The organism is Streptomyces radiopugnans (assembly GCF_900110735.1).
GTDB classification, from domain to species: Bacteria; Actinomycetota; Actinomycetes; order Streptomycetales; family Streptomycetaceae; genus Streptomyces; species Streptomyces radiopugnans.
Genome location: NZ_FOET01000019.1, coordinates 36,067 through 54,149, shown reverse-complemented (window position 1 = coordinate 54,149; position 18,083 = coordinate 36,067). Strand labels below are relative to the sequence as shown.

10 protein-coding genes are annotated in these 18,083 nt (G+C 76.8%); 7 read left to right on the top strand and 3 right to left on the bottom strand.

Annotated features, from left to right (window positions below):
- Positions 1–34 precede the first annotated feature (34 nt).
- A complete protein-coding gene (locus BMY40_RS24680) occupies positions 35–679 on the bottom strand; it encodes a dihydrofolate reductase family protein (protein ID WP_093662997.1) in 645 nt (214 codons plus the stop codon).
- A gap of 347 nt (positions 680–1,026) precedes the next feature.
- On the opposite strand from BMY40_RS24680, the gene BMY40_RS24675 reads away from it, so the two are divergent.
- Both BMY40_RS24675 and BMY40_RS24670 read left to right on the top strand, forming a co-directional pair.
- On the top strand, positions 1,027–2,004 hold the full coding sequence (locus BMY40_RS24675) for a GNAT family N-acetyltransferase (RefSeq protein ID WP_093662996.1): 978 nt from the start codon (positions 1,027–1,029) through the stop codon (positions 2,002–2,004).
- Positions 2,005–2,153: 149 nt separating this feature from the next.
- The gene (locus BMY40_RS24670) at positions 2,154–2,684 is read left to right on the top strand and encodes a pyridoxamine 5'-phosphate oxidase family protein (RefSeq protein WP_093662995.1); all 531 of its coding nucleotides are present in this window, start codon (positions 2,154–2,156) and stop codon (positions 2,682–2,684) included.
- 102 nt (positions 2,685–2,786) lie between these two features.
- Here BMY40_RS24670 and BMY40_RS24665 read toward each other — a convergent pair whose 3' ends face one another.
- Both BMY40_RS24665 and BMY40_RS24660 read right to left on the bottom strand, forming a co-directional pair.
- Positions 2,787–3,986 carry an NAD(P)/FAD-dependent oxidoreductase gene (locus BMY40_RS24665; RefSeq protein ID WP_093662994.1) on the bottom strand — a complete coding sequence of 400 codons (1,200 nt, stop codon included), beginning with the start codon at positions 3,984–3,986 and terminating at the stop codon, positions 2,787–2,789.
- A gap of 153 nt (positions 3,987–4,139) precedes the next feature.
- On the bottom strand, positions 4,140–5,084 hold the full coding sequence (locus tag BMY40_RS24660) for an RNA polymerase sigma-70 factor (protein ID WP_093662993.1): 945 nt from the start codon (positions 5,082–5,084) through the stop codon (positions 4,140–4,142).
- A gap of 307 nt (positions 5,085–5,391) precedes the next feature.
- Here BMY40_RS24660 and BMY40_RS24655 point away from each other — a divergent pair, with 307 nt between their 5' ends.
- Genes BMY40_RS24655 through BMY40_RS24635 form a run of 5 tightly spaced genes read left to right on the top strand, consistent with a single transcriptional unit; the run spans position 5,392 to position 17,999 of the window.
- Positions 5,392–6,246 (top strand): DUF4132 domain-containing protein, encoded by an 855-nt coding sequence (locus BMY40_RS24655; RefSeq protein WP_093662992.1) that lies wholly within the window; start codon positions 5,392–5,394, stop codon positions 6,244–6,246.
- Positions 6,243–11,336 carry a hypothetical protein gene (locus BMY40_RS24650; protein ID WP_093662991.1) on the top strand — a complete coding sequence of 1,698 codons (5,094 nt, stop codon included), beginning with the start codon at positions 6,243–6,245 and terminating at the stop codon, positions 11,334–11,336. The genes BMY40_RS24655 and BMY40_RS24650 overlap by 4 nt, the downstream gene beginning before the upstream one ends.
- A 35-nt stretch (positions 11,337–11,371) precedes the next feature.
- Positions 11,372–12,541, top strand: a complete 1,170-nt coding sequence (locus tag BMY40_RS24645) for an ATP-binding protein (protein WP_093662990.1) — start codon at positions 11,372–11,374, stop codon at positions 12,539–12,541.
- A 5-nt stretch (positions 12,542–12,546) separates the two neighbouring features.
- Positions 12,547–16,200: a vWA domain-containing protein gene (locus BMY40_RS24640; RefSeq protein ID WP_093662989.1), complete on the top strand. Its 3,654-nt coding sequence runs from the start codon at positions 12,547–12,549 to the stop codon at positions 16,198–16,200.
- Positions 16,197–17,999: a hypothetical protein gene (locus tag BMY40_RS24635; RefSeq protein WP_093662988.1), complete on the top strand. Its 1,803-nt coding sequence runs from the start codon at positions 16,197–16,199 to the stop codon at positions 17,997–17,999. The genes BMY40_RS24640 and BMY40_RS24635 overlap by 4 nt, the downstream gene beginning before the upstream one ends.
- Positions 18,000–18,083 lie beyond the last annotated feature (84 nt).

The following is an 18,083-nucleotide window of genomic DNA, read 5'->3' as shown; positions in this document are numbered from 1 at the left end:
CTCCAACGGCACGGTCGCCGGGGCCGGGGTCCGGTCACTTCCGCCAGAACAGGTGGTGCGTCACACCGCTCGGGCTGGGCACGACCTCCAGATGGAACCGGTCGAGCAGTTCGTCGGGGGACTCCCAGAGCCGCAGACCGTGCCCGAGCCTCACCGGTGAGACCGCCACGTGCATGGTGTCGACGAGGCCGGCGTCGAGGAACTGCCGGATGGTGGCGACTCCGCCGCCGAGCCGGACGTCCTTGCCCTGCGCCGCCTCCCGCGCCTGTCCGAGGACCGCGGCCGGGGTGCCGCCGACGAAGTGGAACGTGGTGTCGGAGAGCGTGAACGAGGGGCGCTCGTGGTGGGTCATGACGAACACCGGGGTGTGGAACGGGGGCTCGTCCCCCCACCAGCCGCGCCACTCGTGGTCCTGCCAGGGCCCGCGCTGGGGCCCGAACTTGTTGCGGCCCATGATCTCGGCTCCGATGTTGCGGGCGTAGTCCCGCGTGAAGTGGTCGTCCAGGCCCCGGCTCCCCCCGGGATCGGTGCGCCTGGGCCAGCTCGCCGTGGCGCCGGCCCAGGCGAAGAGCCTCTCGGCGCCGGGGAGCCCGAACGGGCTCTCGAGGCTCTGGTCCTCGCCGGCGCCGATGCCGTCGCTCGAGACGTTGAAGTTCTGGACTCTCAGCAGCTGGGTCATGCGCTCCTCCGGTGTCGTCGGACAACGGTGGTGTGACTCCCGGGGCCGGAGAAACTCATCGCCGCGTCCCGCGCCGGCCGGGCTTCGCGCTCCCCGGCGCCCGGCCCGCGGGGTCCGCAGGACCTGAGCGGTCTCCTGCGGCAGTCGGCGTGTGGCGGCCTTCTCGGCGGCGGGCCCCTTGCCAACCGGTGTCCGCGGCGTCGGCGGACGGCACGATCGCGGCCGGCGCGTACGTGTGAGGCGCCCACCCGGTGGTGCTCGTACGACTGCCGCGAGCCGCGAGCCGCGGTCCGCGGTCCCGGAAAACGGCTCGACGGCTTCGTACGGTCCTGGCACGGTGGCGCACCATGACGGACGCCGAGCCTGTGACCGCCGCGGACTTGGAGCTCATGCAGGACCTGGCACAGCGGGTCACCGCCACCCGCCCGGACCTGGTCAACAGCGACGCCTCGTACGGCGAGTTGGCCTGGAACTGGGGCAGGGGACACGCCTGCGACGGCGCGAGCTGGCGGCGCCGGATGTGGTTCTCCGACGGGGAACTGGTGGCGTGGGGCTGGGTCTTCCTCCCCCGCAGGGCGAGGCGGAGCGACGGGTCGGTGAAGGAGGTCACCGCAGCGTATCTGGCGTACCAGGTCCACCCCGGCCATGCCGGGCTGGTGGACGAGGTGATCGACTGGTATGACGGCACGGCGGCGGGCTTCGAGCGTACGGTGCTGCCGAACGCCACCGACGAGTTCGCCCTGCGGCGCTGGGCGGCCCACGGCTACCGGACCGACCCGGCCTCGCTGGGCGACACCGGCTCCTGGACCCAGCTCAACGAGCGGGACCTCACCGACCTGGAAACGCCGGTCCTGCCGGACGGGTTCCGTTTCCGCACCGCCGACGAGGCCGGGCCGAAGGCCGCGGTCCAGGCCCATCTGGACGCCTGGGGCTCCTCCACGTACACGGCCGAGGGCTACCAGGGTGTCCGGCGGACGGCCGCGTACCGCGGTGACCTGCACATCCTGGTGGAGGCGCCCGACGGAACGATGGCGGCCTCGGCGATCATGTGGCTCGACGAAGCGAACAGGACCGCCGAGTTCGAGCCGGTCGGGACGCACCGGGACTACCGGCGCCGGGGGCTGGCACGGGCGATGCTCCTGCACGGGATGCACCGGGCACGGGCGGCCGGGGCCACCCATATGACGGTCGCCTGCCTGGGTGCGCCGGGGCATCCCCAGGCGCGCGGGCTGTACTACGGCGTCGGGTTCCGGCAGTTCACGCGGGACGTACCGCTGATCAGGACCGCGGCCGGCGGCCGGCGCGATCGGCGTCGTCCGGGATGAAGCGGCGCAGCGCGGCGAACCGGCCCCCGACACGGTCAGGCCGGAGGGAAACATGACACAAGGTGTCGGGTTTCGCGTCGAGCATGGCCTCACCGGCCGGCGTCGACGGTGAACGCGGGCCGGATTCCCACGGACGGACAAGGATCCCCATGCGCGAAACACCGGAGGAGCTCGCGGAGCTCCAGGCCCTCCTCGACTCCTCGCTCTCCCGCTCCACCTCCCACCTCCGCTCGATCGTCGGCACCGAGCGGACGCTGAACGCGGAACAGCTCACCCGGGTCCTCACCGGCATGTGCACCCTCGCCCTGGCCACCGTGACGGCGAAGGGCGAACCGCGGATCAGCGGCGTGGACGGTCACTTCCTGCACGGGAGGTGGCACTTCGGCACGGCACGCGACGCCGCCAAGGCCCGGCACCTCGCCGCGCGTCCCGCCGTCAGCGCCGCGCACATGCGGGGCGAGGACCTGGGGGTGTTCACCCACGGCACGGTGGAGGTCCTCAACCCCCGCGGCGGCGAACCGGCCGCGGACTGGCCGGATCTGCTCTCGTACCTCAAGGACTTCTACGGCGATGAGGCCTTCGACTGGGACGACGAGGTGGTCTACTACCGGCTGCGTCCGCACTGGATGACCGTCTACGCTCCCGACGCAGCGAAGCTCGCCGCGGCGGGCCCCGCCTGACCGGAGGAGGGGGACGCGCCGGGGGCACCGGGGGACGACGGCCCCGAGGAAGGGCGGCGCGGCGGGCGCCCGCGACGGGAGGCGCCCGCCGCGCCGCACGGGTCAGGCGGACGTCCTGAGGGCCGGGCCCGTCCGGGCCGCCTCCCGTGCGACACGGCGGCGGCGGACCGGCAGGCCGAGGGTCGGGTTGGCGACGCCCCATGCCGCGCCCTTGCAGACCAGTTCCTTGTAGACGGCGGCGAGCCGGCCGGTGAGGGCCGCGCCGGTGGCCCGGTCGTCGGCGGTGACGTACTGGATCAGCCCTTCCCGGCGGCCCAGCGAGATGCACTGGTTGAAGTAGCGGATCGGGATCTTCGGGAGCTTCCCGCCGGTCAGACGTGCGGCGATGGCGTCGGCGGCCTGCCACGCGGTGGGGGTGCCCGAGGCGCACGACATCCGCAGCGGCTTGCCGCCGGGGCCCGTCGCCATGGCGGCGTCGCCGACGGCGTACACGTCGGGGTGCGAGACCGAGCGCATGGTCGTGTCCACCACGATCTGGCCCGTGGCGGTGGTCTCCAGGGCGGTGGCCCGCGCGACGGGGTGGACCGCGAAGCCGGTGGTCCACACGGTGACCGCGGCCGGGATGGCCTCGCCGTCGGCGGTGGTGACGCGGTCGGCCTCGACGGCGGTGACGGCGGTGTACTCGTGCACGGTGATGCCGAACCCGTCGAAGACCTTCCGCAGGTGGGCGCGGCCCTTGTCCGAGAGCCGGTCGCCGAGGCCGCCTTCGGTGGCGAGGGAGACCGCGAGGTCCGGGCGGGCCTCGGCGATCTCGGTGGCGGCCTCCAGACCGGTCAGGCCCCCGCCGACGACGACCACGGGCTGCCCGGCGGACAGGCCGGCCAGGCGTTCACGCAGCCGGAGCGCTCCGGGCCGGCTCGCGATCTCGCAGGCGTACTCGGCTGCGCCGGGGACACCCTGGTCGTTCCAGCCGCTGCCGAGGGCGTACACCAGGGTGTCGTACTCCAGCCCCCGGACGTCTCCGGCGGTGTCGGTGACGGCGACGGTCCTGCGGTCGGCGTCGACGCCGGTGACCCTCGCCGTCCTCAGCTCGACACCGGTGCCCGCGAACATCGCGTCGAGCGGTCGGGGCCTGAGTTCCCGGCCCACCGCGAGCTGGTGCAGCCGGACGCGTTCGACGAAGTCGGGGGCGGCGTTGACGAGGGTGATGGCGACGTCGTCGCGGTGCAGCCGCCTGGCGAGGCGGCCGGCCGCGGCGGCTCCGGTGTAGCCGGCCCCGAGGACGATGATGCGGTGCTTCATTTCCCTGGCTCCTGTCTGCGCGGTTTCCGTCCCTTGCGCGGTTCGCCCCTTGAACCGGGCAGCGCGCCGTTTCCTGACGGGAACGCGGTGTGAAGCAGGTCACATCCGGGCGGAGGGCGCCCGTGCCGGGGCCGGGAGCGCTCCGCCCCGCGGTCAGAAGGCGTGGAACAGGGGTTCTCCGTGGTCGGCGGCCGCCCACACCTGTGTCGCGCGTCCGAGCTTGTCGGGGTTGGCCTGGTTGCGGATCGCGGCGATGCCCTCGGCGGTGACCTCCAGGCACACGACGCCGACGACCCGGCCGTCCACGACCGCCACGACGGCGGGCCCGCCGTTGGCGGTGGTGACGTGGAGTCCGGGCGAGCCGCCGACCAGGGCGCGCTTGGCCCGTGCGGGCCTGAACAGACCGCGCATGAACTTCGCGACCGCGAGAGCGCCCTCGACCGGCCTGGCGCGGGCCGGGACCTTCCCGCCGCCGTCGCCGACCGAGACCGCGTCGGCGGTGAGCAGCCGCACCAGCGGCTCGGTCCTCCCGCCGGCGGCGGCCGCCAGGAACTCCTCGGCGATCCTCCGGGCGGCGGCCTCGTCGACCTCGGTGCGGGCCCTGCCGTCCGCGATGTGCTTCCTGGCGCGGTGGAGGATCTGCTGGCAGGCGGCCTCGGTGATGCCGAGGATCCCGGCGATCTCCCGGTGCGGGTAGCCGAAGGCCTCCCTCAGCACGTACACCGCCCGCTCGTGCGGGGACAGCCGCTCCATCAGGGTGAGGACCGCGTATGAGACCGACTCGCGCTGCTCGGCGGTGTCGGCCGGGCCGAGCATCGGATCCCCCTCCAGCAGCGGCTCGGGCAGCCACTGGCCCACATAGGTCTCGCGCCGCGCGCGGGCCGAGGCGAGCTGGTTGAGGCACAGGTTGGTGAGCACCTTCGTCAGCCAGGCCTCGGGGACCTCGATCCGCTCGACGTCGGCGGCCTGCCAGCGCAGGAAGGTCTCCTGCGCCGCGTCCTCGGCCTCGCTCGCGGAGCCCAGGAGGCGGTAGGCGATGGCCTCCAGACGGGGCCTGGCGGCCTCGAACCGGTCCACGTCCTTCACGGTCAGCGGCATGGTCCGGATCCTAGCCGGGCGACGCGGGGGATCCGGGACCCTGCGGGGCCCCACGGGCCGCGCGCCGGGGCAGGGCCCGGACCGGCGGCCTGCTCCCCCGCGGCCGTCCGGCGAACGGGCGCGCACCGCCGGGCGGTTCGGGGCCGGTGGTGACCGGGACGCCCCCGGCGCGTGGACGGGCCGGGGCACGGGGCCGGGCACGGGGCCTGACCGGCCGTCACCTCCCGCCGCTTCCGCCCGTCCTGCGGTGTCAGCGCCCTGCTCTACAGTTCCCGTCACTTGATCACTGCGGATGCGGGAGGCACGCATGGGGTGGGTGTCGGCCGGCGACTACGAAGTCGCCCTCGACGGCGGAAAGGTGGTGTGCCGGAACGCGGCCGGGCGGCGGCTGAAGTCCGTGCCGCCGAAGATCGCCGACGATCCGGCGGTGGTGGGGCTGCGTCAGCTCGCCGAGTGGCTGGAGCGGCACGAACGGCAGTGCCTGGCCGACGTGGAGCGCTGGATGGTCCGTTCGCTGCCGGTGCCGTTCGCGGTCCTGGCGCGGGTGTGGCCGGACCCTGCCTGGCAGGCCGCCCTCCGCGACCTGGTGGTCACGGGGGCGGACGGCTCGGTGGCCGGGTTCCTGCGGGACGCCGACCCCGAGCGCGGCCTGGGTGTGGTCGACCTCGACGGCGACACCGTCCGCCTCACCCCCGGCCTGGTCCGCCTGCCGCACCCGGTGCTGCTGGAGGAGCTGGAGGAGTTGCGCGAGTTCGCCGTCGAACTGGGCGTCGAGCAGCGCGCCCAGCAGCTCTTCCGCGAGGTGTGGCGCCGGCCCGCGGCGCTGGACGCCGAGGCGACTTGCGTGGAGGACTACGCGGGCGGCGTCTTCAAGGAGCTGAGGTTCCTGCACGGGCGCGCGGCCCAGCTGGGCTACCGCGTGCGCGGCGGCCACGCGGTGTGCTCCGTGCTGGAGGAAGGCCGCGGTGTCGAGGCCCGGGTGTGGGTCGGCGACTACGACGGCTACGAGGAGACGGAGACCGGTCCCCTGGTCTTCACCGACCCGGCGGGCCGGGTCCTGAAGCTCGGCCGGGTCGGGCCGGTGGCCTGGTCGGAGGGCATGCGCATGGCGGCCGCGCTGTACGCCGGACGCGACATCGAGGACGAGGAGCGTGCGGCATGACGGCGTACGACGGCATCACGTACGACGAGACCACCTGTGCCGCGCTGCTGGAGGCCGGCGCCGTACTGCCCCCGGGCGCCACGGACCGGGAGGACGCCGACGTCCTCACCGTCCGCGCCTACACCCACCCCGCGCTGGAGGAGCGCGGGATCGTACGGCTGGTGCCGGGCATGCTCGGCGAGGCCGAGGACCTCGCCCTGGACTTCCTCGGGCTGGTCCGGGAGCCGGTGGTCCACGAGGTCGGGCAGGTGCGCCGGGAGACCCTGGGCTTCCCCGCGTGGGCGCTGGTCAACGACCCGGCGAACGGGCACCACGCGCTGGCGCTGGTCAGGGACGTCGAGCGGCTCGCCCGGCAGGCCAAGTCCCGCCCCGGCGCCGCGAAGGAGGGCTTCGAGGAGCTCGGCGAGCGGCTCGGCCGGGCCGTTCCGCACTTCCTGCCCACCTTCTACGAGCAGGCCGCCCGCGTCTTCCTCCGGCACGAGAACACCACGTACGCGGCGGCCTTCTTCGGCAAGGCCCGCGAGGCGGAGCGGGTGCACGCGCTGCCCGTGGACGAGGAGCGGCAGCGGGCGGTGTTCCTGGAGTTCGCCTTCGCCGGGGCACTGACGGTCAAGGCGCTCAAGGAGTACGTGAAGGCCCTCTCGGCGCGGCTCGCCCCGGCCGAGGCGTGGGCGCAGTTCCGGCAGCTGACCGTGGAGCGCTGCGCGGCGGGCATGCCGCCGTACGCGTCCCTGCCGCAGGACGCGCGCGGCCTGATCAGGGCCGCGGGGCTGGACCGGGTCGCCGAGGAATGCGCCCTGGTGGCGGATCTGCTCGCGTCGCCCGCGGCGGTGCGGGCCCCCGCGTCCTTCTGGAACGCCTACCGGTCCACGCTGGCCGCCCTGGCCGGGCGGCAGCCCGCCGTACGGGTCCGGCTGCTGGAGATCATGCCGTCCGGGCTGGGCCGCTCGACGGAGGACGACGAGTTCTGGCTGGCGCTGCTCGCGGAGACCGGCGCCGACCGGCTGCTGACGGGCGAGGCCGAGGCGGGCGGAGCCGGGACGAGCGGAGCCGAGACCGACGGGAGCGGGGCGGGCGGGGCCGGGGCAGGCGGGGTCGACGCGGCGGACTGGCTCAGCCGCTGGGCGCTGCACCGCAAGCACGGCTCCTCCGTCAGCGGCCGCTCGCCGGCCACCCTCGCCCTGGTGGAACGCATGGCGCCGCGCCTGCGCGCCCAGGGCCGCCCCGTGGACCTCTTCACCGGCCGCTGGCACGCCGGCGCCGACCTCGACCTGCTGGACCTGTGCGTGGCGGAGGGCGTACCGCTGACGCTGCCCGAGGACGGCGGAGGCGTCTTCCTCGCCCTCGACCGGTGGCTGAGGGAGACCCTGCCCGGGCGGCGGGACCTGACGGCCGTCGCGGCCGACCCGCGCTGCCGGCGCCTGCTGTACCGCTCCGTGGGCAACCTGAGCGGCCACCGCACCGGCACCGGGCTGCTGGAGGAGCTGGCCGGGCACCCCGTGCTCGCCGACGTGCTGCGCGAGTGGCTGGACGACGCGGCCGCGGAGCTGACGGCCGCGACCGGTCTGCCCGCCGCGCGTGCGGCGCTGGAGCGGCTGCGCCCGTTCCACGCGGTCGCCGCCCGCGTCAGCCCGCAGGCCGTCGCCGGTGCCGCCGCGTTCGACGCCGCACCGCTGCTGGGCCGCACCCTGCGCGCCGGCATCCTGGACGAGCTGGGCTGGCCGGCGCTGGAGGAGGCGCTGCGGCGCCTGGACACCGAGACCCGGCACGACCGCGACGACACGCTCACCGTCCACGAGGCCTGGCCGGCGCTGATCCTCTCCCGCCGGCACAAGGCGATCGTCGTGGGCCCCCAGGACATCCTGCTGGAGCACGACCTGCGGCTGCCGGTGGAGCCGGACCGCTGGAACCGCCCGTCGTTCCGCTACACCGACGGCGAACTGCTGGTGATGTGGCGGCAGGACGGCAGGCAGCACGGCTACTGGTCGGCCCGCCCCGCCGAGGTGTTCCCGCTCGGCGGCGAGAAGCTCCCGCACTGGTACGGCGGCGGCGCGGGCGAGACCTCCATCCCCCTGCCGGGCGGCGGCCGCGCCACCGGCGGGCGCGCCCTGCACGCCGGCGACACGGTCGTGCCGCCCGGCCGCCGCGTCCTGGGGGACGGCACCTCGTACTGGCGCCAGGGCCGGCAGGGGCGGCAGCAGGTGTGGCTCGAGTACGACCCGGCCACCGGTGCGCACGGGCGCGCCTCGCTGCCCGCGTTCCTGCGCTCCGGCATCCGCGAGGGCGCCACCCTGCTCCAGCAGCACTGCGCGGTGCTGCCCCTCCAGCCCGGCCTGGAGCACAGCCCGCTGGGCACGGACGGCACGGTCCTGGGCCGCTGGGTGCGCACCGAGGGCGAGGGCGATCGGGCCCGCACCACCGCCGGTACGCCGGACGGCCGGACCGTCACCCTGCCGGCTGCGGGCGGGCGGGTGCCGGGCGTACCGCTCGGCGTGCTGCGGCTGCCCGGCGGCGCCGAGCCCGCCGTCGTCGCCCAGCACCGCCACATAGCCCTGTACGCCGGTGGCGAGAACGCCGGTGCGTGGGAGTCGGGCCGGGTGACGCCGCTGGAGCGGGGCGGCGAGTTCGCCGCCGGCACCCGGCTCGTCCCGCCGGTGGACTTCTGGCACGCGCTGCGGCCGCGCGACGAGGACGCGTCGGCGGTCCTGCGGACGCTGAGCGACGAGCAGGCGGACGAGCTGCTGTGCGCCGGGGCGCAGGCGCTGGCGGAGCTGCGGGCGAAGACCGAGGCGGCGGCAGCACGGAGGAAGGCGGCGGGCGGCCCGGAGGCCACCACCGGCGAGCCCGCCCTCCCGACCGCCGACGAGGTCCTGCGGAAGACCGTCTCCGGCCTTCTGCCCGCCCTCGCCGAGCCGCGTCTGCTCGCCGGTGTCGCCGCCCATGTGCGCGCGGTGCTGCGGCTGGCGGCGTCCGTCGCCGGGTTCGCGGCGCCTCCGGTGGAGCGGCCCAGGGTGGAGCGCAAGCGCGTCGAGGGCATGTTCGCCGACTACAGCCCCGAGGACGGCGACGACCAGACGCTGCGCGAAGCGGTCGGCGGCCTCGCCGGGCTGCACGGCTGGTGGGGCAGCGGACAGCGCTGGAGCACGCTGCGTCAGATCCGCGCCGTCAACCACGTCCTGTCCGGCGAGCCCGCCGACGGCAGGCCCCTGCCCGAATCCGCCCGGCTCGCCGGGGTCGCCGACGGGTGGCGCAGCGAGGAGTTCACAGTTCCGGGCATCGGTGCGGTGTGGCTGCCCGTGCTGGACGTGCTGCGTCCGCTCGCCTACCGCGCCGCCTCACCGGCCCTGCCCGAGGCGCACCGCCGGGCGCTGCTGCTGCTGTTCGAGGTGATCGCGCAGGGGCCGCTGGCCGCGCCCGGGTGCGCGCCGCGCGAGATCGTGCTGGGCGAGCCTTACACCGGGCAGGAGCGCGTCGGCCAGGTGCTGCGCCGGGAAGGCCGCACCGTCGTCGTCCTCGGCTGCCGGAACGTCGACCACCGCAACAGGCGTGTGAACTGGCTGGCCCTGGACCACGACCCGGCAGGCGTGTTCGGCGCGGTCGCGCACTTCACACTGGAGGAGGAGAGCGCGCACCCGCCGGTGTTCCCGGCCGAGGCGCTGGCCGCGGTGACCGGGCTGATCCGGGACAAGGGCCCGGCGCCCTGGCGTCCGGACGCGCCCGCCGCCCTGGCCACCGCGACGCGGGGCGGTCTGGGGCCCGTGCAGGCGGCCCTGCTGCTCGCCGGGAGGCCGTCGCAGCTCACCGCCGAGGTGACCGCCGTCACCGCTCTGAAGCCGCGGCAGAAGAAACTCGGCGACGCGCTGCTGGACTCGCTGGAGCCCGGCGACCTGACGGCCCTCGTCGGCGCGCTGCTGCCGGAGGAGCCGGGCGATCTGTGGACGGCCGGGCCGGACACGGACGCGGCCGGCCGGGTGTGGGCGGAGCGCCTCGCCGGGTTCGTCCGCCTGCCCGAGGACACGGCCGAGGAGCTCTTCCCGGCGGGTCTGCCCGCCGGCGCCGCCGAGGAGGTGCTCAACCCGGGCCGCACCCCCTGGATCAGCCGCACCACCGTGCAGCGGCCCGGCAAGGACGGCGATCTGGTGGCCGAGGACCCCGCGGCGCTGCCCGGGCGGTACGGCCTGACGCGTGCCGTGGCCGCCCTGGCCGCTCTCGCCTACCACCTGCCGTACGGGCACCCGCTGCGCGCCGTCCTGCCGGAAGGACTGGCCGCGCTGCGCCGCCGCGTCGCGGATCCGCACCTGCTGCTCGACCTGGACCTGTCGTGGACGGAGAAGGGTTCGCAGTCCGCCGCCGAGCTGCGCAGGGCGTACGGGCTGCCCGCCACCGGCGGCGCCGGCGCGCACGGCCTGACGCACGCCGGCGACGCGCTGGTGCTGCGTCCCTGGTACGGCGACCAGGAGGCCGTCCTGCTCCGCCCCGGCTCCCTCACCGGCGCGGACGACCCCGTGTTCGGACTGGTCGAGGGGATCGTCGGGCCGGGGCGGGGCGAGGGCATGCGGGCGCTGCGGACGATCCTGGACGGCGAACTCGCCCGCGCCCTCGCGGCCGGGACGGATCCCCAGGGGCCCACCGGATACGCCCAGGACCCGGCCGTCGTCGTGCCCGGGCTGGTCGCCGAGGTCGCCCGGACCCACGGTCTGGGCGAGGACGCGGCGGCGCTCTACCTGCAACTGCTGGCCCTGCCCGACCCGACGGACCGCAACCTCGCCCGCTGGACGGGCTGGAAGCCCGCCCGGACGAAGAGGGCCCGCGCCGAACTGGCGGCCACCGGCCTGGTCGTCGAGGCGAAGCGGGCGCGCGCCGGGCGCACCCTCTTCCTGCCGTGCGGCTGGCTCGACCTGAAGTCCCCCGCACTGCCGGTGGAGGTCTGGAAGCAGGGTCTCTACCCGGTCCCCGACCGCTCCCGCGCGGTGCCCCTGGTGCCGGTGCCCGAGCTGTTCGCCCGCGCGTGGGACCGCGTCCGCGCCGGTGACGCCCCGGCCTACGAGGAACTCACCACCCGCGCCACCCGCAAGGGCCGCCGCCGATGACCACCGTCCGCCCGCGTCCGGAAGAAACCGAATCGATGACCACCACCCTCCCCTCCGCCCCGGCCCGCCAGATCGTCCCGCCCGAGGAGCGGTACGCGACCGAGCTGGCCTTCCTCGCCGCGTACGACGACGGGCCGCGCCCGCCCGCGTGGCGGCTGACCCCGCGCGCGGTCGTCACCTTCGTCATGGGCAGCGGGGGCGCCGCCCTGAAGCTGCCCGACGGCGTCGAGGCGCCCGACGGGGTGCCGCGCCGCCTGGTGGTCGAGGACAAGTTCGTCGGCGACCGGGCGCTGGTGGAGCGGTGCGTGGTCACCCTCGCCGGGGAACGCGGCCTGCTGCTCGTCGGCGAGCCCGGCACCGCCAAGTCGATGCTGTCGGAGCTGCTGTCGGCCGCCGTGTGCGGCACCAGCGCACTGGTGGTGCAGGGCACGGCCGGCACCACCGAGGACCAGCTCAGGTACGGCTGGAACTACGCGCTGCTGCTGGCGCAGGGTCCCACCCGGCAGGCTCTCGTGCCCTCCCCCGTCCTGACCGCCATGTCCCGGGGCGCCGTCGCCCGCGTCGAGGAGGTCACCCGCTGCCTGCCCGAGGTGCAGGACTCGCTGGTGTCGCTGCTCTCCGAGCGGCGGATCGCCGTCCCCGAACTGGCCGGCACCGAGGACGCCCTGGCCCACGCGGCGCCCGGCTTCACCCTCATCGCCACCGCCAACCTCCGCGACAAGGGCGTCTCCGAGATGTCCGCGGCCCTCAAGCGCCGCTTCAACTTCGAAACGGTCGGCCCCATCGGGGACCTGGAGGCGGAGACCGCGCTGGTGCGCGGCCAGGCGCGGGCGTCCGTGGAGCGGGCCGGGGCGCCGTTCCGGGTCGACGACGCCGTGCTGGAGGCCCTGGTCACCGCGTTCCGGGACCTGCGCGAGGGCCGGTCGGCGGAGGGCTGGGAGGTGGAGCGGCCGTCGACGGTGATGAGCACCGCGGAGGCCGTGTCCGTCGCCGGGGCGCTGGCCCTGGCGGCCGCGTACTTCCCCGGCGACCGGGACGTGCTGTCCCTGCTGCCTGGCCATCTGCTCGGCGTGGTCCGCAAGGACGACCCCGCGGACGCCGCCCGGCTGCGCGGCTACTGGGACGGCCCCGTGCGCCGCCGCGCCGAACAGGGGTCCGCCACCTGGCGCACCCTGTGGGACCTGCGTACCGTTCTGGAGGGCTGACGGCCGTGTCCCTCTCCCACGGGGCCGCCCCGGCCTCCCCCGCTCCGGCCCTCTCCCCCGCCGAGGCCGGCCCCTCCGCACCGGCCTCGCCCGAGGAGGCGATCGCCGCCCTCACCGGCGCTTCCGCGCCCTACCTCGTCGGCGTACGGCACCACGCGCCCTCCCTGGCCGCCGCCGTGCCCGCGCTGCTGGACGAGGCGGCACCGGAGGTGCTGCTCGTCGAGCTGCCCGCCGAGATGCAGCCGTGGCTGCCCTGGCTGGGGCACGAGGAGACGCGGGCCCCGGTGGCACTGGCCGCCGCCCCGGCGGACGGCGGCGGGGGCCCGGCGTTCTACCCGTTCGCCGACTTCTCGCCCGAACTGGCCGCCGTGCGCTGGGCCGTCCGGCGCGGTGTGCCGGTGGTCGCCTGCGATCTGCCGCTCGCCGACCGCGCGTGGAGCGAGGGCCGGCCGGCCGCGGGCGGACGGGCCGGCGGCCCCGGTCTCGCCGCCGCTCTGCGGGCCGGACTGACGGGCCGCGCGGGCGACGACCTGTGGGACCGGCTCGTGGAGGCCGCCGCCCCGGGGTCCCCGCCCGAGGCCCTGCGCCGGGCCGCCCTGCTCACCGGATGGGCGCTGCGCGAGGACGCGGCCGCCTCGGGCGGCGTACCGGAGCTGGACCTGCGGCGCGAGCGCTGGATGCGGGCCCGGCTGGCCGAGGCCACCGCGCACGGGGAGCGGGCCGCCGTGGTGGTCGGCGCGTTCCACGCCCCGGCACTCGCGGGCCGGGAGGCCGGAGGGGGGACCGGCGAAGGGAGCGCAGAGAAGGAAGGCGCCGGGGAGGGAGCCGGAACGGACGCCGTTGCGCAACGGCCCGCCTGGACCACCTCCCTGATCCCCTACACCTACGCCCTCCTCGACGAGCGATCCGGTTACCCGGCGGGCATCCGGGATCCGGAGTGGCAGGACATGGTCCTGCGCGCGGCGGGCGATCCGGCCGCGCTGGAGGAGGCCCTGACACGGGCGGCCGTACGCGTCTGCGCCGAACTGCGGAGCCTGGGGCACCCCTCGGGCCCCGCCGACGCACGCGAGATCAGCCGACTGGCCTCGGACCTCGCCCGGCTGCGCGGCCTGCCCGCGGCGGGCCGCGGTGAACTGGTCGAGGCCGTGCAGACGGTGCTCGCGCAGGGCGAGCCGTACGGGCGGGGGCGGGCCGTGGCGCGGGCGATGGAGCGGGTGCTCGTCGGCACGCGCGGCGGGCGGCCCGCCCCGCGGGCACCGCGCAGCGGCCTGGCCCCCGCGGTCGAGGCCGAGGCCGCCCGGCTGGGCCTGCCCGGCCCCCGGTCCGGCGGCCCCGGCCCCTCGCGGGACGTGCGGCTGGACCCGCTGCGCTCCGACCTCGACCGCCGCCGCGAACTGCTGCTGCGCCGCCTGGCGGTGTGCGGGGTGCCCTACGGGGAGGCCGGGGAGGTCGTCGGCGCGGGCGGCGCCGAGGCCCTCACCTCCCGCTGGGAGGTGCGCTGGACACCGGCCACGGACGCCATGCTGACCGCGGCCGGCGTACGCGGAGTCACCCCCGCGCAGGCCGCCGAAGGCGTGCTGCGCGAACGGCGGCGCCTGGAGCACGACGAGGGCGGGCCGACGGCCGCGCAGGCCCTCGAAGGACTCCGGCAGGCGGCGGAGTGCGGCCTGGCCGGGCTCGCGGACGAACGGCTCGGCGAGGTCGCCGACGTCCTGCCCCGGGCCGGTACCCTGCCGGAGCTGCTGGCCGGTCTGGCCCTGCTGGACCGGCTGCGGGCCGGCCATGTCCCGGGACTCGGCGCCGAGGCGGGCCGTGCGGCGCGGGCGGCCGCCGCCGCGGAACCGCTCACGGCGGCGGCGGTGCGGCAGGTGGACGGCCTGACCGGGTCCGAGGACCCGGCCGACGCCCGCGCCCTGCTCGAACTCTCCTCCCGGGCCGACCTGTTGGGCGGCATCCGGCTCTCCGACGCCCTGGCCCGCCTGTCCGCCGACGGCTCCCCCCTGATGCGCGGCGCCGCCGGAGCCGTGCGCGTCCTGCTCGGACACGAGGACGCACAGGCCCTCGGCGACCGCGTGGCCTCCTGGGTCGACGGGGCCACCGACCCCGACTCCCGCGCCGCGCTCACCGCACGGCTCAGCGGGCTGTTGACCGCCGCGGGCCCGCTGCTGGAGGCGGCACCGCCCGCCCTGGAGCCCTTGCTCGCCCGGGTCGCCGAGCTGCCCGACCGGGCGTTCCTCGACCGGCTCCCCGCGCTGCGCGGCGGCTTCGACACCCTCAGCCCGGCGGCACGCGGCCGTCTCCTCGCGGCCGTCGAGGAGCGCCTGGGCGCCGCGCACGTCGCCGACACGGGCGGCGCCGACCCGGCCGCCCTCGCCGCCTGGGCCGGAGCGGATCTCGCGGCCCGCGAGACGCTGCGCTCGATGGGGCTGCTGCCCGCACCGGCCGGGGATCCGGCAGAGGGCGTCCCGAAGGACGCCGGACCCGCACCGGGCGCCACGACGCCGGGTGCCACCGGGGTCGCCGCACCCGCCGTGCCCCCGGCCGGGGAACGCCTCCTCGCCCCCGCCGACCGTTGGCGCCTCCTGCTGGGCCGCCGCACCGACCGGCTTGCGCCGTCCGCCGCGCCGCTGGCGACCGCGCTGGACGAGCTGTACGGCGGCGGCCGCGGCGAGGGCAGCCGGGGCGAGCTCACCGGCCCGGGAGGGGGCGGCGGACGGGAAGCCCCGTATCCCGGGGTGCGGGAGTGGTCCGAGGAACTGGCCGCGCTGTTCGGGCCGGGCATCCGGGAGGAGGTGCTGGCGGCGGCCGCCGCGTCGGGCCGCAGGGACGTCCTGGCCGAGCTGGACGCGGACGGCGTACGGCCCTCGGTGGACCTGCTGCGCACCGTACTGCGGCACGCGGGCGGACTGCCCGAGGCCCGGCTGGCCGCGCTGCGCCCGCTGGTGCGGCGCCTGGTCGACGCGCTGACCCGGCAACTGGCCACCCGGCTGCGCCCCGCCCTGCACGGCACGGCCCTGCCGCGCCCCAGCAGACGCCCCGGCGGCGGCCTGGACCTGCCCCGCACACTGCGGGCCAACCTGGCGACCGCCCGCCGCAGCCCGGACGGCACGGTGCGGGTGATCCCCGAGCGCCCGGTCTTCCGCGCCCGGGGGCGGCGGGCCGCCGACTGGCGGCTGATCCTGGTCACGGACGTGTCGGGGTCCATGGAGGCGTCCACGGTGTGGGCCGCGCTGACCGCCTCGGTACTGGCCGGGGTGCCGACGCTCTCCACCCACTTCCTGGCGTTCTCCACCGAGGTCATCGACCTCACCGGGCACGTGGACGACCCGCTGTCGCTGCTGCTGGAGGTCAGCGTGGGCGGCGGCACCCACATCGCCGCGGGACTGCGGCACGCGCGCGAGCTGGTCACCGTGCCCTCGCGCACCCTCGTCGTGGTCGTCAGCGACTTCGAGGAGGGCCATCCGCTCGGCGGCCTGCTCGCCGAGGTCCGCGCGCTGGTCGGAGCCGGCTGCCACGTCCTGGGCTGCGCGAGTCTCGACGACACCGGCCGGCCCCGCTACTCCACGTCGGTCGCCGGCCGGCTCGTCGACGCGGGCATGCCCGTCGCCGCCCTCAGTCCACTCGAACTCGCCCGCTGGGCAGGGGAGAAGATCGCATGAGCCAGGACCTGCCCCCGGTCGCCCCGTCCGTCACCGCAGAACTCGTCGAAGCGCTCCCGCCCCGGCTCCGCAGGCGGCTGGACGCGGGCGTCGCCAAGCTCGCGGCACGTCCGGCCGTCCGTGAGGGCGACACCGTGCGGATCGCCGTCGACGACGAGACCGACGTCGTACTGCACGCGCCCGGTGGAACGGTGACCGGTGCGGACGCGATCCGCTGCGGATGCCTGCTGGCCCCCGACTGCCTGCACCGCGCGGCGGCGGCCTCGGCCGCGCCGGTCGCCGACGACACCCCGGCCCCGGAGCCCGCCGAGGCCGGAGAAGCCGGAGAGGCCGGAGAGGACCGGAAAGAGGAAGGACAGCCGGAGGAGACGGAGGCCACCGCCACCGCCGGGCAACGCACCGCCGCACGGGCGGTGTTCGACGCGGCAGCCGCCGTCCTGGAAGCCGGCACGGACGGCGCCGGCGCGGTACTCCAGGCGGAGCTCCTGCGCGCCGCGCACGCCGCCCGCCTCGCCGGCCTCCCACGGGCCTGTGCCGCGGCGGTCTCCGTGGTCACCGGGGTACGCGCGGCCCGCTCCGCCGACCCCGGGTACCGTCTCGCCGACCTCGCCGCCGCGCTGACCGGCGTCCTGGGCACCGCCCACCGCCTCCCGCACGCCACCGGCCCGGACCTGGCCGAACTGCGCGGTACGGCCCGGCAGCCGTACCGCCCGGACGGCTCGCTGCGCCTGTACGGCCTCTTCTGCGAGCCCGTCCTCACGGCGACCGGCTACGCGGGCGCGGTCACCTGGACCGCCGACGCGGACGGGCGCCTGTACACGGTGTCGGACGTGGCGCCGGGCGGGCCCGCCCGGGCGACCGGTGCCGCCGACCTGGCCGTACGGATCGGCGACACCGCCCTGACCCACCGTGAGCTCTCGCGTGCGGGGCTGGCCGTGTCCGGCGCCACCGTCTCCCCGACGGGCCGTCTGGGTGCGGGGGCCGGAGTACGGGCGGTCCGCGCCTCCGGCGCCGCCTGGCGCGGCGAGCCGCTGGACCGGCTGTGGGCCGTGCCCGCCGCCGAGCAGGTGGACCGGGCGCTGAACGGCGGGCAGGACCTGCTGTTCCTCGAGGTGACCGTCACGGGCACGGTGCGGGAGACGGCGGGCGACTGCCTGCTGGCCGACTGCGCGGGCCTTCCCCTGCGGCTGGCCGCCGCCCACGACGACCCCGCGCTCCCCTGCCGCGACAACCTCCGCCTGCTCGCCGCCGCCGGGGGCAGCCGGCTGCGGATCATCGCGCGCCTGGTGCCCGGACCGCTCCCCCGCGCCCTGCTGCTCGCCGCCGAGCATCCCACCGACCCCGCCGCCCGGGTGGACCTCGGCCTGGACCGCCTCCAGCACGCGGACCTGCCCGCCGGGGCGGTCGCGCCGCGGTCTCCGGCCGTCCCCGCCGGGAACCGCGACGCCACCGCCCCGCTGCACCTGCTGCGCCGCCGCGTCCACCAGGCGGTGTCGGGAGGCCGCCGTGTCCTCGCCTTCACGGGGAGCGGGTCGGGCGACGGCGCACGTCTGCGCCGCCTCGGCCTCACCACGGCGGCCGATCTCCTCGACGGCCTCCACACCGCCGCCGCGGACCGCTCCCGCGACGCCTTCGGCCGCCTGCTGCCCGCCGACACCGGCCGCTTCGCCCGGGCCTGGCTGGCTGCCGCCGTCTACCTCGACACGGTCGAACGGGCGCTGTGCGCGGGCGCGTGGGAAGCCGCCGCGTCCGCGGCTCCCTCTCCGGACACCGGCCGCCCGGTGGGTGCGGAGCCGTGAGGCCGGGGGCCCGGCGGCGGGTGCCGCGGCGGTGACACCGGGAGTGCCCGGCGGGTGCGGCCGCCGACGCAGAAGGCCTTGCGG